Source organism: Neisseria montereyensis (assembly GCF_024834045.1).
GTDB classification, from domain to species: Bacteria; Pseudomonadota; Gammaproteobacteria; order Burkholderiales; family Neisseriaceae; genus Neisseria; species Neisseria montereyensis.
This window is the reverse complement of sequence record NZ_JANUXW010000001.1, coordinates 327,389-351,480: the sequence shown is the minus strand read 5'-3', so window position 1 is coordinate 351,480 and position 24,092 is coordinate 327,389. Positions and strand designations below refer to the sequence as shown.

At 48.1% G+C, this 24,092-nt stretch carries 27 protein-coding genes; 11 read left to right on the top strand and 16 right to left on the bottom strand.

Annotation, left to right across the window (positions count from 1 at the left end):
• Window positions 1-62: 62 nt before the first annotated feature.
• The 4 genes from pgeF to ccoG all read right to left on the bottom strand — a co-directional run bounded on the left by pgeF (window position 63) and on the right by ccoG (window position 3,686).
• Window positions 63-851, bottom strand: a complete 789-nt coding sequence (pgeF, locus tag NXS09_RS01580; RefSeq protein ID WP_259290807.1) for a peptidoglycan editing factor PgeF — start codon at window positions 849-851, stop codon at window positions 63-65.
• Window positions 852-962: 111 nt separating this feature from the next.
• Window positions 963-1,616, bottom strand: coding sequence for a YecA family protein (locus NXS09_RS01575; RefSeq protein WP_259290806.1), 654 nt, complete (start codon window positions 1,614-1,616; stop codon window positions 963-965).
• A gap of 73 nt (window positions 1,617-1,689) precedes the next feature.
• Window positions 1,690-2,250, bottom strand: coding sequence for a FixH family protein (locus NXS09_RS01570; protein ID WP_259290805.1), 561 nt, complete (start codon window positions 2,248-2,250; stop codon window positions 1,690-1,692).
• A gap of 2 nt (window positions 2,251-2,252) precedes the next feature.
• Window positions 2,253-3,686, bottom strand: coding sequence for a cytochrome c oxidase accessory protein CcoG (gene ccoG, locus NXS09_RS01565; RefSeq protein ID WP_259290804.1), 1,434 nt, complete (start codon window positions 3,684-3,686; stop codon window positions 2,253-2,255).
• Window positions 3,687-3,946: 260 nt separating this feature from the next.
• Here ccoG and NXS09_RS01560 point away from each other — a divergent pair, with 260 nt between their 5' ends.
• The 4 genes from NXS09_RS01560 (at window position 3,947) to pdxH (ending at window position 9,226) form a co-directional block, all read left to right on the top strand.
• A complete protein-coding gene (locus NXS09_RS01560) occupies window positions 3,947-5,251 on the top strand; it encodes an aminotransferase class I/II-fold pyridoxal phosphate-dependent enzyme (RefSeq protein WP_259290803.1) in 1,305 nt (434 codons plus the stop codon).
• 204 nt (window positions 5,252-5,455) lie between these two features.
• Window positions 5,456-6,652, top strand: coding sequence for an acetate kinase (locus NXS09_RS01555; protein WP_259290802.1), 1,197 nt, complete (start codon window positions 5,456-5,458; stop codon window positions 6,650-6,652).
• A 270-nt stretch (window positions 6,653-6,922) separates the two neighbouring features.
• Window positions 6,923-8,422 carry an exopolyphosphatase gene (gene ppx, locus NXS09_RS01550; RefSeq protein WP_259290801.1) on the top strand — a complete coding sequence of 500 codons (1,500 nt, stop codon included), beginning with the start codon at window positions 6,923-6,925 and terminating at the stop codon, window positions 8,420-8,422.
• 171 nt (window positions 8,423-8,593) lie between these two features.
• Window positions 8,594-9,226 (top strand): pyridoxamine 5'-phosphate oxidase, encoded by a 633-nt coding sequence (gene pdxH, locus NXS09_RS01545; RefSeq protein WP_259290800.1) that lies wholly within the window; start codon window positions 8,594-8,596, stop codon window positions 9,224-9,226.
• Window positions 9,227-9,326: 100 nt separating this feature from the next.
• Here the strand turns inward: pdxH and NXS09_RS01540 are convergent, their stop codons facing one another.
• The 4 genes from NXS09_RS01540 to NXS09_RS01525 form a co-directional block, all read right to left on the bottom strand.
• A complete protein-coding gene (locus NXS09_RS01540) occupies window positions 9,327-9,551 on the bottom strand; it encodes an HP1242/YdcH family protein (RefSeq protein ID WP_259290799.1) in 225 nt (74 codons plus the stop codon).
• A gap of 143 nt (window positions 9,552-9,694) precedes the next feature.
• Entirely contained in the window at window positions 9,695-10,165 is a 471-nt protein-coding gene (locus tag NXS09_RS01535) for a DUF3465 domain-containing protein (protein ID WP_259290798.1), read from the bottom strand.
• Entirely contained in the window at window positions 10,158-10,319 is a 162-nt protein-coding gene (locus NXS09_RS01530) for a hypothetical protein (protein WP_259290797.1), read from the bottom strand. Before NXS09_RS01530 ends, NXS09_RS01535 begins: the two co-directional genes overlap by 8 nt.
• 79 nt (window positions 10,320-10,398) lie before the next feature.
• Window positions 10,399-11,193 (bottom strand): hypothetical protein, encoded by a 795-nt coding sequence (locus NXS09_RS01525; protein WP_259290796.1) that lies wholly within the window; start codon window positions 11,191-11,193, stop codon window positions 10,399-10,401.
• Window positions 11,194-11,374: 181 nt separating this feature from the next.
• On the opposite strand from NXS09_RS01525, the gene NXS09_RS01520 reads away from it, so the two are divergent.
• Window positions 11,375-11,626, top strand: a complete 252-nt coding sequence (locus tag NXS09_RS01520; RefSeq protein ID WP_151050945.1) for an NGO1151 family protein — start codon at window positions 11,375-11,377, stop codon at window positions 11,624-11,626.
• A 75-nt stretch (window positions 11,627-11,701) separates the two neighbouring features.
• Here the strand turns inward: NXS09_RS01520 and NXS09_RS01515 are convergent, their stop codons facing one another.
• The 3 genes from NXS09_RS01515 to leuB all read right to left on the bottom strand — a co-directional run bounded on the left by NXS09_RS01515 (window position 11,702) and on the right by leuB (window position 14,009).
• Window positions 11,702-12,268, bottom strand: a complete 567-nt coding sequence (locus NXS09_RS01515) for a peptidylprolyl isomerase (RefSeq protein WP_259290795.1) — start codon at window positions 12,266-12,268, stop codon at window positions 11,702-11,704.
• 217 nt (window positions 12,269-12,485) lie between these two features.
• Complete coding sequence (locus NXS09_RS01510; protein ID WP_259290794.1) at window positions 12,486-12,824, bottom strand: carboxymuconolactone decarboxylase family protein; 339 nt, start codon at window positions 12,822-12,824, stop codon at window positions 12,486-12,488.
• Window positions 12,825-12,938: 114 nt separating this feature from the next.
• Entirely contained in the window at window positions 12,939-14,009 is a 1,071-nt protein-coding gene (gene leuB, locus NXS09_RS01505; protein ID WP_259290793.1) for a 3-isopropylmalate dehydrogenase, read from the bottom strand.
• A gap of 167 nt (window positions 14,010-14,176) precedes the next feature.
• Here leuB and NXS09_RS01500 point away from each other — a divergent pair, with 167 nt between their 5' ends.
• Window positions 14,177-14,959, top strand: coding sequence for a TrmH family RNA methyltransferase (locus NXS09_RS01500; protein ID WP_259290792.1), 783 nt, complete (start codon window positions 14,177-14,179; stop codon window positions 14,957-14,959).
• 75 nt (window positions 14,960-15,034) lie between these two features.
• Here NXS09_RS01500 and NXS09_RS01495 read toward each other — a convergent pair whose 3' ends face one another.
• Entirely contained in the window at window positions 15,035-16,279 is a 1,245-nt protein-coding gene (locus tag NXS09_RS01495) for a multifunctional CCA addition/repair protein (protein ID WP_259290949.1), read from the bottom strand.
• A 184-nt stretch (window positions 16,280-16,463) separates the two neighbouring features.
• Between NXS09_RS01495 and rlmB the strand changes: the two genes are divergently transcribed.
• From rlmB to NXS09_RS01480, 3 genes are all read left to right on the top strand, one after another.
• Window positions 16,464-17,213, top strand: a complete 750-nt coding sequence (gene rlmB, locus NXS09_RS01490) for a 23S rRNA (guanosine(2251)-2'-O)-methyltransferase RlmB (RefSeq protein WP_259290791.1) — start codon at window positions 16,464-16,466, stop codon at window positions 17,211-17,213.
• A 140-nt stretch (window positions 17,214-17,353) separates the two neighbouring features.
• A complete protein-coding gene (locus tag NXS09_RS01485; protein ID WP_259290790.1) occupies window positions 17,354-17,776 on the top strand; it encodes an NfeD family protein in 423 nt (140 codons plus the stop codon).
• Window positions 17,777-17,789: 13 nt separating this feature from the next.
• On the top strand, window positions 17,790-18,755 hold the full coding sequence (locus NXS09_RS01480; protein WP_259290789.1) for an SPFH domain-containing protein: 966 nt from the start codon (window positions 17,790-17,792) through the stop codon (window positions 18,753-18,755).
• A gap of 73 nt (window positions 18,756-18,828) precedes the next feature.
• Here the strand turns inward: NXS09_RS01480 and NXS09_RS01475 are convergent, their stop codons facing one another.
• From NXS09_RS01475 to hemC, 3 genes are all read right to left on the bottom strand, one after another.
• Entirely contained in the window at window positions 18,829-19,476 is a 648-nt protein-coding gene (locus NXS09_RS01475) for an HAD family hydrolase (RefSeq protein WP_259290788.1), read from the bottom strand.
• Window positions 19,477-19,573: 97 nt separating this feature from the next.
• The gene (locus tag NXS09_RS01470; RefSeq protein ID WP_259290787.1) at window positions 19,574-20,533 is read right to left on the bottom strand and encodes a cation diffusion facilitator family transporter; all 960 of its coding nucleotides are present in this window, start codon (window positions 20,531-20,533) and stop codon (window positions 19,574-19,576) included.
• A 110-nt stretch (window positions 20,534-20,643) separates the two neighbouring features.
• The gene (gene hemC / locus NXS09_RS01465; protein ID WP_259290786.1) at window positions 20,644-21,594 is read right to left on the bottom strand and encodes a hydroxymethylbilane synthase; all 951 of its coding nucleotides are present in this window, start codon (window positions 21,592-21,594) and stop codon (window positions 20,644-20,646) included.
• Window positions 21,595-21,695: 101 nt separating this feature from the next.
• On the opposite strand from hemC, the gene ybeY reads away from it, so the two are divergent.
• Entirely contained in the window at window positions 21,696-22,205 is a 510-nt protein-coding gene (gene ybeY, locus NXS09_RS01460; protein ID WP_259290785.1) for an rRNA maturation RNase YbeY, read from the top strand.
• An 8-nt stretch (window positions 22,206-22,213) separates the two neighbouring features.
• Window positions 22,214-23,062 carry a CorC family transporter gene (locus NXS09_RS01455; RefSeq protein ID WP_259290784.1) on the top strand — a complete coding sequence of 283 codons (849 nt, stop codon included), beginning with the start codon at window positions 22,214-22,216 and terminating at the stop codon, window positions 23,060-23,062.
• Between the two features lie 112 nt (window positions 23,063-23,174).
• Here NXS09_RS01455 and NXS09_RS01450 read toward each other — a convergent pair whose 3' ends face one another.
• On the bottom strand, window positions 23,175-24,065 hold the full coding sequence (locus tag NXS09_RS01450; protein WP_259290783.1) for an NAD(+) kinase: 891 nt from the start codon (window positions 24,063-24,065) through the stop codon (window positions 23,175-23,177).
• Window positions 24,066-24,092: the final 27 nt, after the last annotated feature.

Here is a 24,092-nt window from a genome sequence, read left to right as displayed (position 1 = left end):
CGGATAATGTCCTATTATCCGGTTTTATTATGTGAAGGCCGTCTGAAAAGGCAATGCGGCTTTTATCCGTTATCATTATCCAACCAAATAATACTGGCCATACGTCCCGTTGTTTTATCACGGCGATATGAAAAAAAGGTATCACGCCCCAATACGGTGCAGTCCTCACCGCCATAAATCATGGTCACACCTTCGCGCTGTAAACTCATTCTCGCCAAAGCATAAATATCGGCCAGATATTTACCACCGCCTATCGGTTCAAACGCATTTGCCATCGAGGGGTTTTGTGCATAAAAAACATCATATACATCCTGCCCCACTTCAAAAGCTTCCGGGCCAATCGCCGGGCCGAAATAAACCATAATGTCTTCCAGCGGCACTGCCATTGCGGTAATGGTGTTTTTCAACACTCCGCCTGCCAAACCGCGCCAACCGGCATGGGCGGCCGCCACCACACTACCGGTACGATCACAAAATAACACCGGCAAGCAATCTGCCGTTAAAACGGCACATGCTGCAGCTGCGGTACTGTCTACGGATGCATCGGCATCAGGCACGCTTCCGATATGAGATGCCGCCTCAACCACAACCGTACCGTGTACTTGATTGAGATAAACAACGGGTACATGGATTTGTTGTTGAATCAGCATACGGTTTTGCCGCACATGTTCGGGGTTATCCCCTACATGGGCACCGAGATTCAAACTTTTGTAACCGCCTTCACTCACGCCTCCCAGACGGGTCGTAATTAATGTTTTTACATTCGGCGGCGCCGGCCATTCGGCATGGAAGAATGATGTCTGCCGGTTTTTAATACCGGCTGCAACATTCAAATCAAACAAATGATCCATCTCTATTTCTTCCTTTCCGCTTTCAGACGGCCTTTTACATCAGGTATGGCTATTCATTCATCCAAACCAAATTCTAGAAACCCATACTTAAAATGAGGCAATATGATTTCATTATTGCGCCTTACCGCAACAGGTTTTGTATTTTTTACCGCTGCCGCACGGACAAGGATCATTGCGCCCGACTTTTTCTTCCGTTCTGCGTATAGTAGCCGGTTTGTTTTTAATGCTGTGCCAATAGTAATAAATATCTAACAATACATGCGGTAGTTCCGACTCCAACTCGGTCAGCTCTTTATCGGTCAGATGTAGCAGTATTTCACCGTTTTCTTCTTCATCATAAATACCGCCCAATGCCATAATCGGGTAAAACAAATCTTCAAACTCTTCATCGTTCACCGCTTCAAACCAATCGGTCGGCACTACATCCAAAGCATAAAGATAGGCATTGCACCATGTATGGAAATCGGAATGGCCCGCTTCATCTTCATAAAGCCATAAATCGGGTAACATGCGTTCGGCAAATTTTTCCCGCATATCCATCACCAAAGCCAGCACCAACGATTCGATTTCTTTTTGTTCGGTCGGTTTAAATAGCTCTTCATCCCCCATCACTTCCGGCAACCATTCCCCGGTTTTTAATTCGTCGGGGCCGGTTAGCAAAGCCATCATGTAAGCTTGTACTTCATCGCAACGCATGGCGGCAGTGGTTTCAGCCTTATGATCCAGCAATGCGGATAACCGACTGCGGGAAGATTCGTCAAACATGGATATTCCTTTTCAACAAAGCCTGCAAAATAATGATTTTACAGCTTGTCATAATATGTCGATCTAATTTTTACTATTTATTATCCGATTTCGATGCGGCAGCCCATTGCTGCTTGGCCTTTAAATTCACCGCATTGCCCTGGTTAACCACCCATTTGTCTTCTACCCGCCATTTACCATCGGTATCTTCTACCCGTACATACCAATGCTGGGTCGGCGGCAGGGTTTTAAAAACCGCCCTATATTCGGTTTTATCACCCGAATTCGGCATCTCCGAATCCGCTATCAATTTAACGGTTTGATCGTATGACTGTTTAGCCGGATGCATAAAAACCAGATTTAAGCTTTCATCACGATTAAAATCGCCGCTCACAAAAACTTTAGCCGCATTTTTATCCGGATTGATGAGAACTTGCGCGTCAATATCTCTTTTCGCTGCTTCTTCATCGCGATGCAGTTCAATATTGATATGCTTGCCATCTTCATAATAATCATCACTCACCAAGTCCGCAGAATTGGTTTGGGCAAGGTAATAGGTGAAAATAGCGGCCACCACCACAATCGCGGGGCCTGCCATCAGAAACCAAGGCCAAGGTTCTTTATACCAAACTTTGGATTGTTCAGAACGGTTCAATTTTATTCTCCGATAAATGATGCTTTTTCAACGATTGTATTGATTTCATCGCTGTCGGTTTCACGATAAGTAAAGTGAAACTCGATCGGATGACTGCCTTTATCGGCGTATTCGGGAATCGTCGATACTTGAACCGGAATAGTCATAGTATCTCTAGGCGGTACTTTCAGGCCGTCTGAAGGCAGGCCGGTCAACATAATTTCATCGAAACCGGTCACTTCGGCCGTTAATATCTGTTCCCGTTCGCTATCATTGATAATGCGCAAATTATAGGCATTTTCCAACCAGCCGCGGTTATTTTCACGCAACATCACACCACGGTCTTTAATAATATCGACTTCCAATGTCTGCCGGAGTGCAATACTGGTAATCATGGCAATTACCGCCACCAGCAATACCGCACCATAACCCAACACCCGCGGACGCAATAAGCGTTTTTTAATATCCGCATCGGTATATTCGTGCTCCAATACGCTTTCCGTAGTATAACGGATAAGGCCGCGCGGATAGCTCATCTTATCCATGATTTCATCACAGGCATCAATACAAGCGGCACAACCGATACATTGATATTGCAAACCGTCGCGGATATCGATACCGACCGGGCAAACCTGTACACACATCGTACAATTGATACAATCGCCTAGCGGTAAATCATCTTTCTTGGCATTTTTCTTACGCGCACCACGCGGTTCGCCGCGCTCTTCATCATAAGAAATAATCAAAGTATCCTTATCAAACATAGCACTTTGGAAACGTGCATAAGGACACATATATTTACATACCTGTTCACGCATTTGATGGGCAAACAGCCAAGTCATAAAACCATAAAACGCCGCTGCAAACAATGAACCGCCACCAACTTGAAAGGTAAACAATGCCGGCACAAACTCACGAATCGGCGTAAACCAACCGGCGAAAGTAATCCCTGTCCATGCACAGACAGCAAAAATAATCAGATATTTAGTGAGCTTAATACGGATTTTACGGAAATTCCAAGGCTCTTTATCCAGTTTCAAGCGCTTGTTACGGTCGCCTTCTACAAAATGGTCGATCCATAACATAATTTCGGTATAAATTGTTTGCGGACACGAATAACCGCACCACAAACGCCCTGCTATGGTAGTCCACCAAAACAAACCGAACGCCGAAATAATCAGCAGCATGGTTAAATAAATCAAATCGCCCGCACCAAGCGACAAGCCGAAAATATAAAAATGCCGCTCGGGAATATCAAACAAAACCGCCTGCCGACCGCTCCAGTTAAACCAAGGAATCACATAAAAAACAAACTGTGTGGCCAAAATAGCCAATATTCTAAGATTAGCAAAACGGCCTTTTGCTCTCTTCGGATGAATCCGCTTGGCACTTTGGTAGAGGTGGATAACCTGCTCTTTAGGCTGCTTGGGTGTTTTGTCTGTCTTATCGTTAGACATCACAGTGTTCCTTACTTAATTTTTTATATTATTTTTAATAGTAGATAATTATAACAGCTTCACGGTTTTCAGACGGCCTTATCACACTTCAAGATAAGGCCGTCTGAAATATTTACCATACCATCCATTTTATTCGTTCCGCTTTAATTCAGATTCGATTTCATCAAGAAAACCAAATCTAAATATATTTCCGCAACACTTGCCAATTACTTTAAAATCCATTAAATTAATTTGCATTAGTACAAAATGGATTTTGTATTGTGGAATTAAAACCCAAAGGCCGCACGGCTGTCAATATCGCCCAATCTATCAGCGGCCTGATACGTGAAGAAGTGTGGTCTGCAGGCCACCGCCTGCCGACCGTGCGTCAATTAGCATCGGAACTCGGCGTGAATCCGAATACGGTATCAGCCGCATATAAACAATTAAGAGATGCCGGTATTATCAGCACCGATGGCAGACGGGGTAGCTTCGTTCCCGAAAAAACCGAAATTCTACATACCGAAAGTGTGGTGCCGAACGGCCTAATCGATTTGGCCTCAGGTAATATAGACAAACGGCTTCTGCCCGAACTGCCTCCTGATTTGCTAAATGGATACCATCTTGCCACCGATGTCGGCAATCATGGCGACAATCCCGAACTAATGGCTTTTATCCGAAACTGGCTGACAGATAATGTCGGCATTCGCGATAAAGAGCTTATGCTGCTTTCCGGCAGTTTGGATATTATCGAGCGGGCACTCAACCAACGCTGCATACCCGGCGACCGTGTATTGGTAGAAACCCCGTGTTGGCTGCCGCTCTTAGCTTTATTGGAAAACCTACGTTTGAAAGCAGTACCCGTAGAAATGGATGAAGACGGCGCCATTATTGCAAGCCAAATAGATTTCAGTCGTATTGCCGCCGCCGTACTCACCGCACGCGCGCATAGCCCAACCGGTATTTGCTACAGCAAAACCCGTTGGCAGGCATGGCAGAAAGCTCTCGCGCGCCACAACACACTATTGATTGTCGATGACCACTGGGGGCCGCTCAGCCGCCACCCGTTTCATGGCATGGACGGTTTCCAAAACGAATGGATTTACAGCACATCCACCAGTAAATTTCTCGGTACAGATGCCCGTATTGCCATTGCCACAGGAAACGGCAACACTTTGAAAGCCATGAAAAAGCGCTTCTCACTCGGCCCTCGTTGGATAAGCAAACTATTGCAACATATTACCCTAAAACTATGGCAGCAACTCGGTTCAGACGGCCTCAATGCCATATCGGAAAGCTATCAAACCCGACGCGAACACCTGATCAACTGCCTGCTACAACACGGTATCGATATTCCCGGCAAACACGGCGAAGGCCAGCATATCTGGCTGCCTGTTCGCAACGAATCACAAGCCGTTCAGTTTTTAGCCGCCCGCGGTTGGGCCGTACAAAGCGGTGCTTCTTTCAACCTTACCAAACAACCGGCTGTACGGATTACCATCGGCAATCTCGATTTTGAAGATTGCGCCGTCTTGGCAGACGATATTGCCTACACATTAAATGCAGCCGGCAAAGCCTTTTATTAAAACCCTGTCGAATTTGGCGTAATAAGCAAAAAAAACCATATCGAAACCGAAGAATTAAATCATATCAAGCCGCTTATTTTTTGATAAAATAGCCGCTTTAACGAATGGAATATTGGAATCGGAGCCTATATACCCTGTTCCATTTATTCCCAACCCCGACAGTTCGGCTGTTCGACAGGCCGTCTGAAAACTTAAGGAGTCTACATGTCAAACAAATTGATTTTAGTATTGAACTGCGGCAGCTCGTCTTTAAAAGGCGCCGTTTTAGATAACGACAGCGGCGATGTCTTGCTGAGCTGCCTGGCAGAAAAACTGAGTCTTTCAGACGCCTACATCACATTCAAAATCAACGGTGAAAAACATAAAGTCGAACTAGCCGAAAACCCCAACCATACCGGTGCCGTAGCCGCTTTGATGGAAGAATTGAAAAAACACGGTTTAGACAGCCGTATCGGTGCAGTCGGACACCGCGTCGTCAGCGGCGGCGAATTGTATAGCGATTCTATCGTAATTACCGAAGAAGTCATTGCCGGTATTGAAAAATGTATTCCTTTGGCTCCGTTGCACAACCCGGCCAACCTGCTCGGTATCCGTGCCGCACAAGATATTTTCAAAGGCCTGCCTAATGTAGCCGTATTCGATACCGCATTCCACCAAAGCCTACCCGAACATGCCTACACCTACGCTGTGCCACATGAGCTTTACCGCAAATACGGCCTACGCCGCTATGGTTTCCACGGCACCAGCTACCGTTATGTAGCCGATGAAGCCGCCCGCTTCTTAGGCAAAAACAAAGACCAATTGCGCATGGTGATTGGCCACTTGGGTAACGGGGCTTCTATCGCCGCCATCGCCAACGGCAAATGCCAAGACACCAGCATGGGTTTAACCCCGCTTGAAGGTTTGGTAATGGGTACCCGCAGCGGCGACGTAGACCCCAGCGTATTCTCATTCTTGGCCGAAAATGCCGGTATGGATATCAAACAAGTAACCGACATGCTAAACAAAAAATCAGGCCTATTAGGGATTTCCGAATTATCCAGCGACTGCCGCGTTATCGAAGAAGAAGCAGGCAAAGGCCACGAAGGTGCCAAACTGGCGCTGGAAGTATTTGCTTACCGCTTGGCCAAATATGTCGGTTCCATGGCTGTTGCAGCCGGCGGCTTGGATGTTTTGGTATTCACCGGCGGCATTGGTGAAAACTCAAATGCCATCCGCAGCAAAGTATTGGGTTACCTGAATTTCTTAGGCTTGAAAGAAGACGCAAAAGCCAATGAAGATGCCCGTTTCGGCAATTCAGGCGTGATTACTACTGCAGACAGCACTGCTCAAGCGGTTGTGATTCCGACCAACGAAGAATTGATGATTGCACACGACACTGCCAAACTGAGCGGTCTGTAATCATCTGTTAAAAAAAACAGTACCCATACAAAGGCAGCCCTGAGGCTGCCTTTTTTACTACGATAAGTATAATCGGCGGCCCATCACCCGCCGCCATTTTCCTCCGACACAATTTTTCTTCGCCGCTCACTCACCCAATTTATAAAACTTAAAACTTAAATACATTTAATCTATATACCACAAATACTTATCTATCAGGCAGATGACAGCCCCCCTTTATGCGCGGTAACATCTCCGCTTTCATTGATTGACGCTCCGGTTTTTGCTTTTATGACTAAACCCAACATACTTGCCTCTGTCGACTTAGGTTCTAACAGTTTCCGCCTGCAAATTTGCGAAGTCCACTCAAACAGCCAGCTTAAAGTTATTGATTCATTTAAAGAAATGGTTCGTCTTGCCGGCGGCTTGGATGAGCAGAAAAATCTTGACGAGGCTTCCCAAACGCGGGCATTGGAATGTTTGGCCAGATTCGGCGAACGTTTAAAAGGTTTTCCACCGGAGCAAGTACGGGTGGTGGCCACCAATACTTTCCGTGTTGCAAAGAATATTACCGATTTTATGCCCCGTGCCGAAGCTGCTTTAGGGTTTCCCATCGAAATTATTGCCGGCCGTGAAGAAGCCCGTTTGATTTATACCGGCGTCGTGCATACCCTACCGCCCAAAGGCGACAAAATGCTGGTTATCGATATTGGCGGCGGTTCGACCGAATTTGTTATCGGGTCGGAACTACAGCCTGCGCTCACCGAAAGCCTGCCTTTAGGTTGCGTTACCTACAGCATGCGTTTTTTTCCGAATAAAATCGGCCAAAAAGATTTTCAAGCGGCTATTACGGCGGCACGCAATGAAATCCAACGTATCGGTAAGATGATGAAGCGCAGCGGTTGGGATATTGCCATCGGCACTTCCGGCTCGGCCAAATCCATCCGCGACGTTCTCGCTGCCGAAAATCCGCAAACGCACGATATTACCTATGAGGGCATGAAAAAGATTGCCGATAAAATCATTCAGGCCGGCAGCGTGAAAAAAGCACGCTTTTCCGGCATGAAATCCGACCGTATCGAAGTATTCGCCGGCGGATTATCCGTTATGATGGCGGCCTTTGAAGAGCTCGGTATTGAAAAAATGACGGTCACCGATGCCGCCCTGCGCGACGGTGTATTCTATGATTTAATCGGCCGCCAGATCAATGAAGATATGCGCGACCAAACCACCGCAGAATTCCAACAGCGCTATCATGCCAGCCCGAATCAGGGTAAACGTGTGGCGGCTGCGGCGCAAAAATTTATGGAAAGCATCTGCCATGCCCTGAATGCGCCGGTGCAGGAATTGGCTTATTGGCAGCAATACATCAATTGGGCGGGCATGTTGCACGAAATCGGCATTGATATCGCCCACACCGGCTATCACAAACATTCCGCCTATATTCTCGAAAATGCCGATATGCCTGGCTTCTCGCGCAAAGAACAACGCATTTTATCCCTATTGGTACTCGGCCATCGCGGCGATATCCGCAAAATGGTAGATTTGGTTGATAATCAAATGATGTGGTTTGCGATTTTATCGTTACGCCTCGCAACCTTATTCTGTCGTGCCCGTATGCCGTTGGAACTACCGCCCTATACCCAATTGCGTAGCGACAACGGTAACGGCTTTATTCTGCGTATCAGCCAAAATTGGCTCAACGAACACCCACTGATTAACGGCGCACTCGGCTACGAAAGCGAGCAATGGCAAAAAGTCGATATCCCATTTAGCGTACAGCCGCAATAAACCTATATTGGTTTTAAGCGCTTATACATAAGCATACCGACAATTAAAAAACATACTTGATTTATAACCCAATATTAGGCCGTCCGAACACTTTCAGACGGCCTTAAATCTTGCTATCCTTAATATATATGTGTTCATATATCTTTCCTCACTACAAGCTAGGAGTTGGTTATGGATTTACACAATATCCGCAAAGATTACAGCAAACAGGAATTATCCGAAGCCCAATGCGATGCAAACCCCATCGTTCAATTTGAACGTTGGCTGAATGAAGCCATCCACTCCGAGGTCAACGAACCGACTGCCATGAATGTGGCTACCGTTAATTCAGACGGCCGGCCGGAAAGCCGCCAATTATTACTAAAAGAAGTTACCAAGCAGGGGTTTGTTTTTTTCACCAATTACAAAAGCCGCAAAGGACGTGCACTGGCCGCCGTACCTTTTGCCGCGCTCACATTCTTTTGGCCGGAGTTGGAACGACAGGTTCGCATAGAAGGCAGGGTTGAAAAACTGGATGAAGCCGCTTCCGACGAATATTTCGACAGCCGCCCCTACACCAGCCGCATCGGGGCATGGGCAAGCGAACAAAGCGAAGTGATTGCCAGTAAATCGGTATTGGTTACCCGCGCCGCAGCAATCGGCGTGAAACATCCGCTCCACGTTCCCCGCCCGCCGCATTGGGGCGGCTATGTGCTGATACCCGACAGAATAGAGTTTTGGCAGGGCAGACCCAGCCGCCTGCACGACCGTATCCAATACCGTTTAGACGGTAATCAATGGATTAAAGAACGGCTCTCTCCTTAAATTTTATTTAGAAATAAACCATTTTCTTGACTACACAGTAAAAAGGCCGTCTGAAAATATTTTCAGACGGCCTTTTTATAACTTTCCGACTTTAAAGCGATTATTTGGCTTCTTTATCGGCTTTTACCAAAATATCATATAGTTGATCTTTCAGATGTAATTTTTGTTTTTTCAATTCTTCAATTTCTTCCAAGCCTTCGGTAACAGGGCTGTTGGTTAAACCGGTGATTTTGTCATCCAACTGATTGTGTTCTTCAAACAAACGGGCAAAGTGTGTATCTTCTTGTTTTAATTTAGAAATCAAATCACGGTATTCTGGGAACATTTCGTTTTCCTCTTACAATACAAATTAAAAATTAAGCAATCTTGTGCTTACCTGAGTCGGGCTTATTCTATAACAAAGTGGGCACATTTATCCAGTTTTTTCAGCTTTTGTGCCGCGCGTGTCTCATCCGTATCTTACCGAAACTATTGATAAACTATGCCGTTGTGTTTAAGCCATCCGTCGGCATGCCGGCCTTGCGGATCGTGATGCGTCCAATGGATTACACCACCCTGCTTCGACCATTCGTATTCACCGTAAAACGAAACGGTATCGCCTTTTTTCAGCCCTTTAATCTTGGGTGCCAAATCGATATTGTGTGCCACCAATAAAGTTTGACCGCTACCCAGCTTTAAAATAAAACGCTGGTGCTTCGAGCCTTTATTATCATCGGGCAACGTTTTGGTCACTTGGCCACTGCCTTCGATTTGAATATCGCTTTGTTGACGTTCAAACGCCGTCTGAAGAATATCATCTACCGAGAAGCTTGGTGTTGAACTCTGTTGCTGTATTTCAACCCTATGATCGCTTTCTATATATGGTTGTGACTTATTCCATATTTTATAGCCACCGGCAACCAGAGCGATGACAATACCGATCCAAGCGCGTTTATTCATGCCGTTTAAATTCCATATCCTTGACCGTCTCTATGCTTTGCTCTATTTTGGCTTTATAGGCGTTTTTTTCTACATAATGTTGGTACTTATTCCATATTTTATAGCCGCCGACAATGATTGCGATAACGATAACAATCCAAGAACGTTTATTCATATCATAAGCCTCCATAATATACGCCATATAAAAAACCGCCCTAGAAATTTCAATATTTCAGACGGCTCTAATCTTACATTTAACGCTTGTATTTCAAACTGTATTTGATATCCGACATCACGGCTTTGAGGTTATGTTCCAATATTTCATCCACCAATGCCGGTGTTTGTTCGTGCAATATTTGCTGAAGTTGGTAAGTCAGTGCAGCCGCCTGTTTTTGGATGGCTACGCGCACCATTCCTGCAACGGCATCGGTTAAATGCGGGCGCAGGCGGCGGGTTAGGTGCTCAAGTAATTCCTGTTCGGAAAGAAACAGCACGGGTTTACGCGGATCGGCCTGCGGGTTGATAACTTTCACGGTTACCGGCAGCCATTCTTCCGGCTGCACCGCTTCTTCAATCGGGTGTTCTTGTGTGCCTTCTTCTTCGCTACTCGGCTTGGGCTGTTCGGGTATCGGATTTTCAAATGCCACATTTTGCCGCTTCGGATTCAACCATACCGTGCGAGTACTTTGTACTTTACTGTCGTCGATACGCGCACTTTGCAAAGCGGTTTGAGCAGCCAACCAATCTTCCTGCAGCAATACGGTTGCATCGGTTTCAGCCGTCATGGTGTCTGCCAACGGATCATTATGTTCTTTTTGCCATTGTTGCAAATATTCACGCAGCAGTTTTTCGGCAGCGGTATGATTAAGTTGGACTTCTTCGGATAATGATGAAGCTTTAGCTTCCGGTTTCGGCGTTGTAGCGGTTGCCGAAGCCTTAGCCGGTTTATTCTGACCGGCGTTGCGCTGTTCGCGTAATTGTTCCAAGCCGCGTTCCCAATCGAACTCGTCTTGGCTGTTATCGGAATTGGTATGACGTTGGTGGTTCATTATTATTTTCTCTCTATGATAATACGGCCTACTCCCGCCGCTTCGGATTGTCTTTTTCCAGCATTTTCCTGAAATGATTTCAAGCATAAGAAACCACACATAAGCGCCGGTAAAGGCTAAGGGCTTCTTAAAAAGTATGCGGTATAATGCTTCATTTTATCAGATTATGAAAGGAAAAATCATGAACGGTATGGAACAGCGACTGGAATACCTCGAAGAAGCCTATGAAGCCGTCCGGATGCAAAATCATGTATTGGCCACCGCCTTAAAAGGCATGATTCGCGCACTGCCTGCCGATATTGCGCAGGATGTAGTCGAATCGGTGCAATTGGCATTTGAAGATGCATTGGCCGAACTGACTTATGAAGACAGCCCGCATGTGGATTTGTTTCACGATGTAACTTATGCTTTTTTCCGTGAAAAAGAACGTTAAGCAGGCTTTTGCCCGTACTCATAGTAAAAAACGCCCTTGATGGGCGTTTTTTACACTCTTTTTTTTACAGATATTTTACTCTGCAACGGTAACACGGCGAATCACTACCGGCTCTACCGGAACGTTTTGATAAAAAGAGTAATTGGTGGTGCCGACTTTGGCGATTTTATCCACCACATCCATACCGGAAATCACTTTACCGAATACGGTATAGCCATAGCCCTGTATGGTTTTGTTTTTAAAATTTAAGAAAGAATTATCGGCCACATTGATAAAAAACTGGCTGGTTGCCGAATGCGGGCCGGCTCTTCTGGCCATCGCAATGGTGCCGACGGTGTTTTTCAAACCGTTATCCGCTTCATTCACAATGGCTTTCTCAGTTGATTTTTCTTTCATATCCGCAGTAAAACCACCGCCCTGAATCATAAAGCCATCGATAACACGGTGGAAAATAGTGCCGTTATAAAAGCCTTTCCGCGCATAGTTGGCAAAATTGGCCACGGTTTTCGGGGCTTTTTTTTCATCCAGCGACAACTCGATTTGACCCATATTGGTATCAATCACGGCACGGGTTTCTGCGTGTGTGTGAAAAGCAGCGGCAAGTGCGATGCCTGCAAATATTATTTTATTGATGTGTTTCATAATTTTTTATTAATCATTACCTTTAATGTTGGAAAAAAGGCATATCCGATGCCTCTCGTTATCAGCAGCCAGATTATTGTGATTCGAACCACCATAACCTTGAGCAGCTTGAACAGTATATAAGGCCGTCTGAAAAATAAACAATATTATTCAGACGGCCTATTTTTACAGTATCCGATATTACCATACCGAAACATCAAAACCTAACGGCTTGCTGTTATTTACGTTGTGTTTCAACAGCTTCCATTGCACGCAAAGCGTAAGTATAGGCGGCACCGGCGTTCAAAGAAATTGCGGTAGCCAATGCACCGGCGATTTCGCCATCAGTTGCGCCTGCTTTAATCGCTCTTTCGGCATGAATACTGATACAGCTTTCGCAACGGGTGGTAATCGCCACGGCAATGGCAATCAGCTCTCTGGTTTTTTCGTCTAATGCTTCTGCCGCTTCCGCCTGCTCCAATGAAGCATAAGCTTGAATCATTTTCGGGTGTTCTTTACCCAATTTGGCGAAAGATTTTTTCAGCAAGGCGGTATGTTCGGGCCAATCTTTAAACATGATATTGTCCTTTTATCCGTTTTTTTCAATAAATAAGAGCCTGCATTATATAACGGAAAAGCAGGCTTCATCGAAATAAAGCCGATAATTTTATGATTATAACATATATTTATACTAAATCGCATCCAACACGGCGTCACCCATTTCCATACAGGAAACCAATTTACAACCCTCTTCAAAGATATCGGCGGTACGATAACCTTGTGCCAATACCTTTTCTACCGCCGTTTCGACACGGTGGGCGCGCGCTTCATCATTGAGGCTGTAACGCAACAACATCGCTAGCGATAAAATCGTCGCCAACGGGTTGGCTTTGTTTTGTCCGGCAATATCGGGGGCGGAGCCGTGCGAAGGTTCGTATAAACCTTTGCCGGTTTCATTCAGAGAAGCAGATGGCAACATGCCGATTGAGCCGGTGAGCATAGAGGCCTGATCGCTGAGGATATCGCCGAAGATATTGCCGGTGGCAATCACATCGAATTGTTTGGGCGCACGCACCAGCTGCATGGCGGCATTGTCTACATACATATGGCTGAGTTCGACATCGGGATAATCTTTACTCATCTCGGTAAAGATTTCTTTCCATAGCTCGGTGGTTTCCAATACATTGGCTTTATCGACCGAACACAATTTTTTATTGCGTTTTTGCGCCGCTTCAAACGACACTTTGGCAATACGGCGGATTTCGCTTTCGCTGTATCTCATGGTATTGAAACCTTCGCGCTCGCCGTTTTCCAAAGTGCGGATACCGCGCGGTTCGCCGAAATAAATATCACCGGTCAGCTCGCGGACAATCAAAATATTCAAGCCTGCCACCACTTCGGGCTTCAGCGTCGAAGCATTGGCCAATTCGGGATAAAGAACGGCCGGACGCAGATTGGCAAACAAATTCAAATCCTTGCGGATGGCCAACAAGCCGCGTTCGGGGCGCAGCGGGCGGTCGAGTTCGTCATATTGCGGACCACCGACGGCACCGAGCAGCACCGCATCGGCTTGGCGGCAGAGTTTTTGGGTATATTCGGGATAAGGATGGCCGTATTCGTCATAAGCGGCACCACCGAGCGGGGCATACAAATATTCGGCATCTAGGCCGTCTGAAATCAATTTATCCAATACACGAACAGCTTGTGCGGTAATTTCCGGGCCGATACCGTCGCCGGGCAGAATCACGATTTTTTTAGACATTGATAGGTTCCTCGTAGACAAAACAGACTAAAACGGTTTCGATTGTACCTTTTTTCCCATGCGCGGTTAATATAAATATCGCACAATCACAACCGTCCACTATTTTTTCAGACGGCCTGTTTATTCCGGCGGATACAAGGCCGTCTGAAAACATTATAATGCCGCCTATGGAAACGATTACCTCTGCCAAAAACGAGCAACTCAAACACTTATCGAAGCTGCTTTCACAAGCCAAAGCACGCCGTTTGCACAAGCAAACCGTTTTAGAAGGCGTGCATCTTCTGCAAGCCTATCTGCAAGCGGGCGGTATGCCTATGCGGGTTTATATACCCGAACACAAACGGCAGACACCCGAAATCAGCGCTTTACTCGCCACACTGCCAGCAAGCAAACAGATTCCCGTTGCATCGGGAATATTGGCCAAAATCAGCGGCCTGACCGATGCCGAAGAAATCCTCACCTTAATTGATATCCCCACCGCTCCGCCGCTGCCCGAACACGGCGACTGCGTGGTGCTCGACCGCGTACAAGATCCCGGCAATGTCGGCACGGTGATACGCAGCACCGCAGCGGCCGGAATAAAGCAATTGATATTGGGCAACGATTGTGCCGATGTATGGTCGCCGAAAGTATTACGCGCCGGCATGGGGGCGCATTTTCTGCTGACCATCTGCGAACGAGTCGATTTATCCGCATGGTGCCCGAGCTATCAAAACCCGATTTGGGCGACCGCCCTCTCGCAACACAACGAACACCGCCTCTATGACATGACGCTAACCGAACCCGCCGCATGGGTGTTCGGCAACGAAGGCAGCGGCATCCGCCCCGATATTCTTGATAAAGTAAGCGGTTGCGTCAGAATCCCGATGGCCGGGCAAACCGAATCTTTGAATGTGGCAATGGCGGCAACCGTCTGCCTATTCGAGCAATTACGCCAGCGCCTCCTCTAACTCAATCTCATAATCATAAAGCCGTCTGAAACCTTTCAGACGGCTTTATCCATACTCAAACAAACACCAACCACACTAATGCCCTTTGCCTGCATATTGCGCTTTATAGGCCGTCTGAACCGGATTGATTTCCGCCAAACGCGCCTTATCAATGGCTTCGGCGATTTTCTGCGGCGTTTCCGCATAAGCGGCGGCAATCGCTGCCGTGTCGATATTATTGGCCGCATGCAGCAGTTCGAGCCAGTGGGCACGTTGCGGATACGGGGCATTTTCACGATGCAAGCGGCCGCGCGTATCGGCAACACACACATTCAAAGCTGCTTCAAAACGCTGCGGGCGGCGGAAAGCATCTACTTTTTTTAATGTTTTCAACACCGTTGCCGGCTTTAATTCGCCCACGCTATGAAAAATAATATGCCAACGGCACACCAATTCCGCCAATTCGGCGCAGGCTTTCGGCACTTTCCAACGCGCGTTTACCGTGCGGACGGGTTCTACTCCTGCCATATCGTGGCCGTGATGGCGCGGCAGAATGTCGGCAGGGGTCAACGCCTTGCCCAAATCGTGCAATAGCGCGGCATAGCGTTCGGGCAGGGTTAAACCGCTGTCGGCGGCATATTGCAACACCATCATGGTATGGATACCGCAATCGATTTCGGGATGATAATCGGCACGTTGCGGCACACCGAATAAGGCATCCACCTCCGGCAGCAATACCTTTAAAGCGCCGCACGCACGCAACACTTCAAACATACGAACCGGCTTCGGCTCCATCAAACCTTTCGCCAATTCCTGCCACACCCGTTCCGCCACCAACGCATCCACTTCGCCGTTATCCACCATCTGCCGCATCAATATCATGGTTTCGGGTGCCACTTCAAAATCATAGCGGGCGGCAAAACGGGCGGTGCGCAAAATCCGTACCGGATCTTCGGCAAAGGCCGGGGAAACGTGGCGCAACACCTTATGCTGTAAATCCCGCTGTCCGCCGAAAGGGTCGATAATCAGGCCGTCTGAATCCTGCGCCATCGCATTGATGGTTAAATCGCGGCGCATTAAATCCTGCTCTAAGGTAACGTCTTTTTCGGCATAAAAATCAAAGCCGGCATAGCCTTTGGCCGTTTTGCGTTCGGTGCGCGCCAAAGCATATTCTTCCTGACTTTCAGGATGCAGGAAAACCGGAAAATCCTTGCCGACCGGCCGAAAACCCGCCGCCATCATTTCTGCCGCATCCGCCCCCACCACCACCCAATCGCGGTCGGTAACCGGCAGATTCAATAAACGGTCGCGTACGGCGCCGCCGACCAGATAAGTTTTCATCATAGCTTTCCATCAAACGTTTCAAAATAAACCCGATGCCTATTCACGAGCATAAAGCCGTTTTAACCATCATGCTCAATATACGATGCATATTGTATAGCAATCCGAATCACCACGCTTTTTCAGACGGCCTCCCGATAAACCCTGTATAATGCCGCCTTAAATATTAATACAAAGTAAAAACATGGCAAACCAAAGACTTATCTACGGCTTTCATGCTGTAAACGCCCGCTTGTGGCAAAACCCGAAAAGCATTACCGAACTTTATATCCAAGAAGGCCGCAACGATGCCCGCACCCGCGACGTGCTCGAAAAAGCCGCTACCGAAAAAGTGCGCGTTCATTTCGCAGCGGCGGATAGATTGAACACCATCAGCAAAGGGGCACGCCATCAGGGTGTGGTCGGCTTTATCGACGCTTCTAAAAACCATGTACATCTGGAAGACGTTTTGGAAAACCTAAGCGAACCGGCACTATTATTGGTGCTGGACGGCATTACCGACCCACACAACCTCGGCGCCTGCCTGCGTACCGCCGACGCGATGGGCGTACACGCCGTTATCGCGCCGAAAGACAAAAGCGCGGGGCTGAACGCCACCGTTAGCAAAGTAGCCTGCGGCGCGGCGGAAACCGTGCCCTATATTACCGTCACCAACCTCGCCCGTACCCTGCGCGAGTTAAAAGAATACGGTATTTGGGTGGTCGGCACCGATATGGAAGGCAGCAGCGACCTATACCACTGCGACCTACCCGAAAGTGTGGCGTGGGTAATGGGCAACGAAGGCGAAGGCATGCGCCGCCTTACCCGCGAACATTGCGATTTGCTGGTTTCGGTACCGATGTTCGGCACGGTGGAAAGCATGAACGTATCGGTCACCGCCGGTATGGTTTTGAGCGAAACACGCCGCCGCCGCGTATTGGCCGCCGAACAATAAGGCTTTAAGGCCGTCTAATCATAAGTTTGCCATACGTTCAGACGGCCTGTTAACCGCTTCGCATAAACCGGTTGAATTTTTTGAAACTTGGCTTATGCTTATGCGAAAAAAAAATAGATAACAAGATAAAGGGAAACATAATGATGCTATGGTTTATTGCCGCCGCCCTGATTTTAATTCTCGAATTGTTTATCGGTACCGTTTATCTGTTGGTGGTCAGTGCCGCCCTATTCGGTGCAGGGATTGCCGCATTTTTATTCAATAGTTTTAGTCTCAGCATGCTAATAGCCGCCGTGCTTTCTGCCGTCGGTATTTGGTGGGCGCACGGTTGGCTTCAACGCCACCGCCATTCCGATACGGAAGAATCCGCCCGCAATGATTTGGATATCGGCCAAACGGTACAGATTACCCGCCACCTGCACGACTCAAGCTACGAAGTACACTACCGCGGCACACTCTGGCAGGCTCAGGCGCAAAATGCCGCTTCTTCCGATGCACCGGTTTCGCAAACTGCCGTTATTGTCGGGAAAAACGGCAACACCCTTCTTATCCAACTACACTAAGGAATAATTCATTATGGATCTTGGCTTTTTCTTAAGTTTCCCCTTGTTGATTTTGATTGCCGTGGTGGTGTTCGGTTTCAAATCGTTCACCGTTGTGCCGCAACAAGAAGCCTATGTTGTCGAACGTTTGGGGCGTTTTTATAAAGTATTGAACCCCGGTTTGAATATTCTGATTCCGTTTATCGACCGCCTCGCCTATAAACACACTCTGAAAGAAATTCCGCTCGATGTGCCCAGTCAGGTGTGTATCACCCGCGACAACACCCAATTAACGGTGGACGGTATTATTTATTTCCAAGTTACCGATCCCAAGCTGGCTTCTTATGGTTCGAGCAACTACATTATGGCCATCACCCAACTGGCGCAAACCACCCTGCGTTCGGTTATCGGCCGCATGGAATTGGATAAAACCTTTGAAGAGCGCGATGAAATCAACAGCATCGTCGTATCGGCTTTGGATGAAGCCGCCATATCATGGGGTGTAAAAGTATTGCGATATGAAATCAAAGACTTGATTCCCCCGCAAGAAATCCTGCGTGCCATGCAGGCGCAAATTACCGCCGAACGCGAAAAACGCGCCCGTATTGCCGAATCGGAAGGCCGCAAAATCGAACAGATCAACTTAGCCAGCGGTCAGCGTGAAGCGGAAATCCAACAATCCGAAGGTGAAGCGCAAGCGGCCATCAATGCTTCCAACGGTGAAAAAATCGCCCGCATCAACCATGCCCAAGGTGAAGCCGAAGCCCTGCGCCTAGTGGCCGAAGCCAATGCCGACGCCATCCGCAAAATCGCCGAAGCCCTGCAAAACCCCGGCGGCAATCAGGCCGTGAACCTGAAAATCGCCGAGCAATATGTAGAAGCCTTCAGCAAACTGGCGAAAGAAAGCAATACCTTGATTATGCCGGCCAATGTTGCCGATATCGGTAGCTTGGTTTCTGCCGGATTGAAAATCGTCGAAGGCAACAAACCTGCCCAATAAACGATATTGCTTATATAAATGGCCGTCTGAAACTTTTCAGACGGCCATTTATCATTAAAAACAAATCTTTGTGCTATACATATTCCAACAATGCCGCAGGCGTAGCAATGCGCCAATCGTATAGCCATTCTTCGGTTTTATCTGTCGGCGCAATATAGCCCCAATCCACCAACACGGTTTTCATACCGGCATTTTTTCCGGCTTCCATATCCCGTTCGGCATCGCCGACATAAATACAGTTTTCAGGCGCCACGCCGATTTGTTCGCAAGCATAAAACATCGGTTCGGTGCTTGGTTTGGGTTTACTGCATGTATCGCCGCTCACCACCACCGCGGGCGGATGGATAAAACCCAGCTTGGGCACCAAACGGTCGGTAAACCTTTTCGGCTTATTGGTAATAATCCCCCACTGAATGCCGCGCGCCACCAAATCGTTAATCAATGGGTTAATGCCGTCGAATAATACGGTTTCCTTATCGAAACAGCGCTCATATTCGTCCAAATATTCCTGCCGCCAATCGGCATGCTTCGGGTGTTCTTTGGTAATGCCCGCGCCCAATAAAATCAGGCCGTTGGCACCATGGCTGGCAATGGGGCGGATTTCGTCCATCGTTTTTTCAGGCAGGCCGTGACGGCGCAGCAGGGTATTGAGTGCGCCGCCCAAGTCTAGGGCGGTATCGGCAAGGGTGCCGTCCAAATCGAATAATACGGCTTCGGTCATAAGGTTTCCTTCTTATCAAACAGCCATAACGGTTGTCAGCGTTATCAATGGATTAGGCCGTCTGAATGGTGTTCAGACGGCCTAAATTCTAACAGATTTAATGATGGTGTTGATGGTCGTGGGGGTCAATGCTTGGCTCGCCAATCGAACACAACACGCTGTCTTCATGCGGGTGTTTGCTGCTTTCGGTCTGTATGGTGGTATGGCGGATATTTTCGTGCGCCAAAGTATGTTCGATACGGTACACAATCTGCTCGGCTTCGGCTACACTCAAACGACCGTCTACCACAATATGACATGACAATACATGCACATTGCTGGTAATCGTCCACACATGTAAATCGTGCACCGATAAAACGCCGTCGGTTTCTTGGATAATCGCCAGCAATTCGCCGGTATCGATATTTTCCGGCGCACCCTCCATCAGAATATTCAGGGTTTTCCTGAATACCTGCCAACCGCTGCGCCCCACCAAAGCTGCCACAAGGATACTCGCCAACGGATCCGCCCACTGCCAGCCGAACGCCATCATCAAGATAGCCGCCGCAACGGCACCGAGCGACCCGAATAAATCGCTCAACACATGCAGATACGCCCCACGCATATTGATATTGCCGTCGGTATCGCTGCCGCGCAGCATATACCATGCTACGAAAATATTCACCAACAGCCCGACCAAACTAATCACCAACATGCCGGTGGTGGCGATTTCCGGCGGATGGCGGAAACGGTCGGCCGCTTCATAAAAAATCAAGACCGCAATCACCATCAGCGAAATGCCGTTAAAGGCTGCCGTTAGGATTTCAAAGCGTTTGTAGCCGAATGTTTTTTGCAGAGTGGTGGCTTTTTCGCCGAGTTTAAACGCCAGCAAAGCCACGCCGAGCGAAAAAGCATCGCTAAACATATGCCCCGCATCCGACAACAACGCCAGCGAGTGCGTTAGCCAACCGCCAATGGCTTCGACCAACATAAACGAAGCAATCACGGCAAACGATACTGCCAATACTCTCTTATTGGCGGTATGTGCATGCGCATGATGTGAATGATCGTGTGCCATAAGCGTACTTCCTTATTATGAATAAGGCCGTCTGAAAATACGGTAACAAGGTTTCAGACGGCTTCAAACCCAAGCGTTTAGGCAATGTGGAAACCGCCTGCATTCATCGGTTAAGAACGTTCCGTTGTATCCTGTTCGGCCAATACCGCGCGAATTAAATCTTCCGCGCCGTCGTCCGCCAATTTTTTGGCAACGGCACGCCCCAAAGCATCGGCATAAGCCGCCGGCGCTTCGGCTTGAGCCTGCAAAATCACCGAGCCGTCGGGGTGGCCGACCAAGCCGCGCAAGGTCAATAAGCCGTTTTCTTCGGTGCAATACGCCGCCAACGGTATCTGACAACTGCCGTCTAAAGCCCGTGCCAGCGCACGCTCTGCGGTTACACACGCATTGGTCAGCGCATGATTGAGCGGGTTTAAGGCTTCCAATAAATCATAGCGGTGGGCGGCGATTTCAATCCCCAACGCCCCCTGCCCGGCTGAAGGCAGGCTGTCGGTCGGCTGCAATATCATGCGAATGCGGTCGTCCAAACCCAAACGTTGTAAACCGGCAGCAGCTAAAATAACGGCATCGTATTCGCCGTTATCCAGCTTGGCCAAACGGGTTTGCAAATTGCCGCGCAACGGCTTTACATTCAAATGCGGATAACGCGCCCTGATTTGCGCTTCGCGGCGCAAGCTTGCCGTCCCGACCACCGCCCCCTCAGGCAGCTCTTCCAAACGTCCGTATTTTGAAGAAACAAACGCATCGAAAGGATTGGCGCGTTCACAAATAGCCGCCAAAGCAAAACCTTCCGGCAATACCATCGGCACATCTTTAATCGAATGCACCGCCAAATCGGCGCGCCCGTCTTGCAAGGCCTGCTCCAACTCTTTAATAAACAAACCCTTGCCGCCGATTTTCGACAGCGTTTTATCAAGAATCTGGTCGCCGCGCGTGGTCATCCCCAAAATGCTGACTTCGCAATCGGGATAAAGCTGTTTCAGACGGCCTTGAATATGTTCGGCCTGCCACATGGCCAACGCGCTCTCACGGCTGGCAATTACAAGTTTTTTAGGAGTCATAAAAATATATTGGAAAACGTTGTCAAAACAACACAAGTCTATCATGTTTTTCAGACGGCCTTGTGCTATATTTCAGCCTGAACACTTACCTATCCAAATTTATGAAACGCGCTAAAAAATTCCCTTTTCTCAAACTACAACAACAACGTTTTCATCTACATTTCGACAATCAAAGCAGCTTAAACGGCCTGCCGACGGAGCACGATTTCTACCGTTGGGCATGGCATGCTTTGAAAAACGGCTACCGCCGCGCCGACATCAGCATTATCCTGCTCGATGAAGAAGACGCCCGCGCCTATAACGCCGACTACCGCGGCAAAGACTATGCCACCAATGTATTGAGTTTTGCCCTAAACGAAGGCGACATCATGCCCGGCAGCCTTTCAGACGGCCTCTACGGCGATTTGATTATCTGCCCGCCGGTTGTGCTCAAAGAAGCCCGCGAACAAAACAAAACACCGATGCAGCACTTCGCCCACCTCACCATACACGGCATCCTGCATTTAATGGGCTACGACCACATTGAAACCGGCGATGCCGAAATCATGGAAACACTTGAAATCCGCCTGCTGAATCAGTTAGGATATACCAACCCCTATTTACAGGATTAAATACGAAAATGGACGACAGCCAGTCGAAACCCTCATTTTTTGAACGTTTGGTTGCCCGCATCTCCGGCGACGCTCCCGAATCTGCCGAAGAAGTACTCAACGTACTGAGACAGGCGCACGAACAAGAAGTATTCGACAGCGACACCCTGCTACGGCTTGAAAAAGTATTGGATTTTACCGAGCTCGAAGTGCGCGATGCCATGATTACGCGCAGCCAGATGGATGTCGTTAAAGCCGAAGAAAGCATCGAACGCATTATTTCCTATGTGATTGAAACGCCCCGTTCACGCTTTCCCGTTATCGGCGAAGACAAAGACCACGTTTTAGGCATTTTGCACACCAAAGACTTGCTCAAGTATGCCCTTCACCCCGATCATTTCAATCTGCAAAGCATTATCCGCCCGGCGGTTTTCGTGCCCGAAGGCAAGTCGCTCAACACGCTTTTAAAAGAATTCCGCGAACAGCGTAACCACATGGCGGTGGTTGTGGATGAATACGGCGGCGTATCCGGCTTGGTGACCTTTGAAGATATTATCGAACAGATTCTCGGCGACATCGAAGACGAATTCGACGAAGAAGACGGCGACAATATCGCCCCCGTATCGGCAGAGCGCTACCGTATTCACGCCGTTACCGAAATCGAAGACATCAACGAATATTTCGGCACCGATTACAGCGACGATGAAGTCGATACCATCGGCGGCTTGGTGATTCAGGAAATCGGCCATCTGCCCGTTCGCGGCGAAAAAGTGGTTATCGGGCCGCTGCAATTTACCGTTGCCCGTGCCGACAGCCGCCGCCTGCATACCCTGATGGCCATACGGGTTAAAGACAAAGATTTGAAAGAGAAAGAGTAAACCGCCGCTTACTTTACCTACGATTACTTTGCCCACATAGCAAAAACCGAATCATGCAGACATTTAAAAATCTCTTTGCATGATTCGGTTTTATTTTGTAGTAACGTAACAATTAAACCAACTGCTCGCCCCAATGCAATTTTTGGCGCAGGGTTTTGTAATATTGATAGTCGGTCGGGTGTAAAACCCTTAACGGATGGCGGTAGCGGTGGATTTTAATACGGTCGAAATTCTGTACATCAATAAAAGACTGGCCGTCGAAATGGATACGGGCATCGCCGCTTTTGGTCAAAATAATTTCGATTTCACAAGTGTCGGCAATCGCAATCGGCCTGTTGGTCATGGATTGCGGGCAAATCGGCACCAATGTAAACGCCCGCAGGCTGGCCTGCATAATCGGCCCGCCGGCCGCCAGCGCATAAGCGGTAGAACCGGTCGGCGTCGAAACAATCAAGCCGTCCGAGCGCTGCGTATAGACAAATTCCCTATCGATAAAAACCTCAAACTCAATCATCTGCCCCGCGCCGCCGCGCGACACCACCACATCGTTCAATGCAAAAGAATTGGTAACAACTTCGCCGTTTCGTATCAACGAAGTTTCCAACAAAATCCGCTCTTCCGGTAAATATTTACCGGTGAGCATACCGTTTAAAGTGCCCACCATTTTTTCACGCTGAACCTGCGTTAAAAAGCCCAAATTACCTTGGTTAACACCAATAATCGGCACACGGAAAGGCGCGATAATACGGGCAACGGAAAGAAACGTACCGTCCCCGCCCAATACAATCACCAAATCGCATTGTCTGCCCATATTGCTTTTATCACTGATACGGCATGCTGCGATATCTTCGTCGCAAACCGAACCGTCCTGAACGGCACATTCGTCGATATAAATATCAAGTTGATTTTCTTTCAGAAAGGTCACCAAGGTATGAATGGTTTCCTGCATCTGCGGCGTTTCCGGTCGAGGTACGATTCCGATGTGTTTAAACTGGCTGTTCATATCGCAATATTGGGCAGGCTATAAATT

Excerpts from the sequence above, each read along its gene's own strand:
- pgeF (WP_259290807.1), bottom strand. The coding sequence starts at position 851 with ATGGATCATTTGTTTGATTTGAATGTTGCAGCCGGTATTAAAAACCGG.
- NXS09_RS01575 (WP_259290806.1), bottom strand. The coding sequence starts at position 1,616 with ATGTTTGACGAATCTTCCCGCAGTCGGTTATCCGCATTGCTGGATCAT.
- ccoG (WP_259290804.1), bottom strand. The coding sequence starts at position 3,686 with ATGTCTAACGATAAGACAGACAAAACACCCAAGCAGCCTAAAGAGCAG.
- NXS09_RS01555 (WP_259290802.1), top strand. The coding sequence starts at position 5,456 with ATGTCAAACAAATTGATTTTAGTATTGAACTGCGGCAGCTCGTCTTTA.
- ppx (WP_259290801.1), top strand. The coding sequence starts at position 6,923 with ATGACTAAACCCAACATACTTGCCTCTGTCGACTTAGGTTCTAACAGT.
- pdxH (WP_259290800.1), top strand. The coding sequence starts at position 8,594 with ATGGATTTACACAATATCCGCAAAGATTACAGCAAACAGGAATTATCC.
- NXS09_RS01540 (WP_259290799.1), bottom strand. The coding sequence starts at position 9,551 with ATGTTCCCAGAATACCGTGATTTGATTTCTAAATTAAAACAAGAAGAT.
- NXS09_RS01535 (WP_259290798.1), bottom strand. The coding sequence starts at position 10,165 with ATGAATAAACGCGCTTGGATCGGTATTGTCATCGCTCTGGTTGCCGGT.
- NXS09_RS01530 (WP_259290797.1), bottom strand. The coding sequence starts at position 10,319 with ATGAATAAACGTTCTTGGATTGTTATCGTTATCGCAATCATTGTCGGC.
- NXS09_RS01525 (WP_259290796.1), bottom strand. The coding sequence starts at position 11,193 with ATGAACCACCAACGTCATACCAATTCCGATAACAGCCAAGACGAGTTC.
- NXS09_RS01520 (WP_151050945.1), top strand. The coding sequence starts at position 11,375 with ATGAACGGTATGGAACAGCGACTGGAATACCTCGAAGAAGCCTATGAA.
- NXS09_RS01515 (WP_259290795.1), bottom strand. The coding sequence starts at position 12,268 with ATGAAACACATCAATAAAATAATATTTGCAGGCATCGCACTTGCCGCT.
- NXS09_RS01510 (WP_259290794.1), bottom strand. The coding sequence starts at position 12,824 with ATGTTTAAAGATTGGCCCGAACATACCGCCTTGCTGAAAAAATCTTTC.
- leuB (WP_259290793.1), bottom strand. The coding sequence starts at position 14,009 with ATGTCTAAAAAAATCGTGATTCTGCCCGGCGACGGTATCGGCCCGGAA.
- NXS09_RS01500 (WP_259290792.1), top strand. The coding sequence starts at position 14,177 with ATGGAAACGATTACCTCTGCCAAAAACGAGCAACTCAAACACTTATCG.
- NXS09_RS01495 (WP_259290949.1), bottom strand. The coding sequence starts at position 16,279 with ATGAAAACTTATCTGGTCGGCGGCGCCGTACGCGACCGTTTATTGAAT.
- rlmB (WP_259290791.1), top strand. The coding sequence starts at position 16,464 with ATGGCAAACCAAAGACTTATCTACGGCTTTCATGCTGTAAACGCCCGC.
- NXS09_RS01485 (WP_259290790.1), top strand. The coding sequence starts at position 17,354 with ATGATGCTATGGTTTATTGCCGCCGCCCTGATTTTAATTCTCGAATTG.
- NXS09_RS01480 (WP_259290789.1), top strand. The coding sequence starts at position 17,790 with ATGGATCTTGGCTTTTTCTTAAGTTTCCCCTTGTTGATTTTGATTGCC.
- NXS09_RS01475 (WP_259290788.1), bottom strand. The coding sequence starts at position 19,476 with ATGACCGAAGCCGTATTATTCGATTTGGACGGCACCCTTGCCGATACC.
- NXS09_RS01470 (WP_259290787.1), bottom strand. The coding sequence starts at position 20,533 with ATGGCACACGATCATTCACATCATGCGCATGCACATACCGCCAATAAG.
- hemC (WP_259290786.1), bottom strand. The coding sequence starts at position 21,594 with ATGACTCCTAAAAAACTTGTAATTGCCAGCCGTGAGAGCGCGTTGGCC.
- ybeY (WP_259290785.1), top strand. The coding sequence starts at position 21,696 with ATGAAACGCGCTAAAAAATTCCCTTTTCTCAAACTACAACAACAACGT.
- NXS09_RS01455 (WP_259290784.1), top strand. The coding sequence starts at position 22,214 with ATGGACGACAGCCAGTCGAAACCCTCATTTTTTGAACGTTTGGTTGCC.
- NXS09_RS01450 (WP_259290783.1), bottom strand. The coding sequence starts at position 24,065 with ATGAACAGCCAGTTTAAACACATCGGAATCGTACCTCGACCGGAAACG.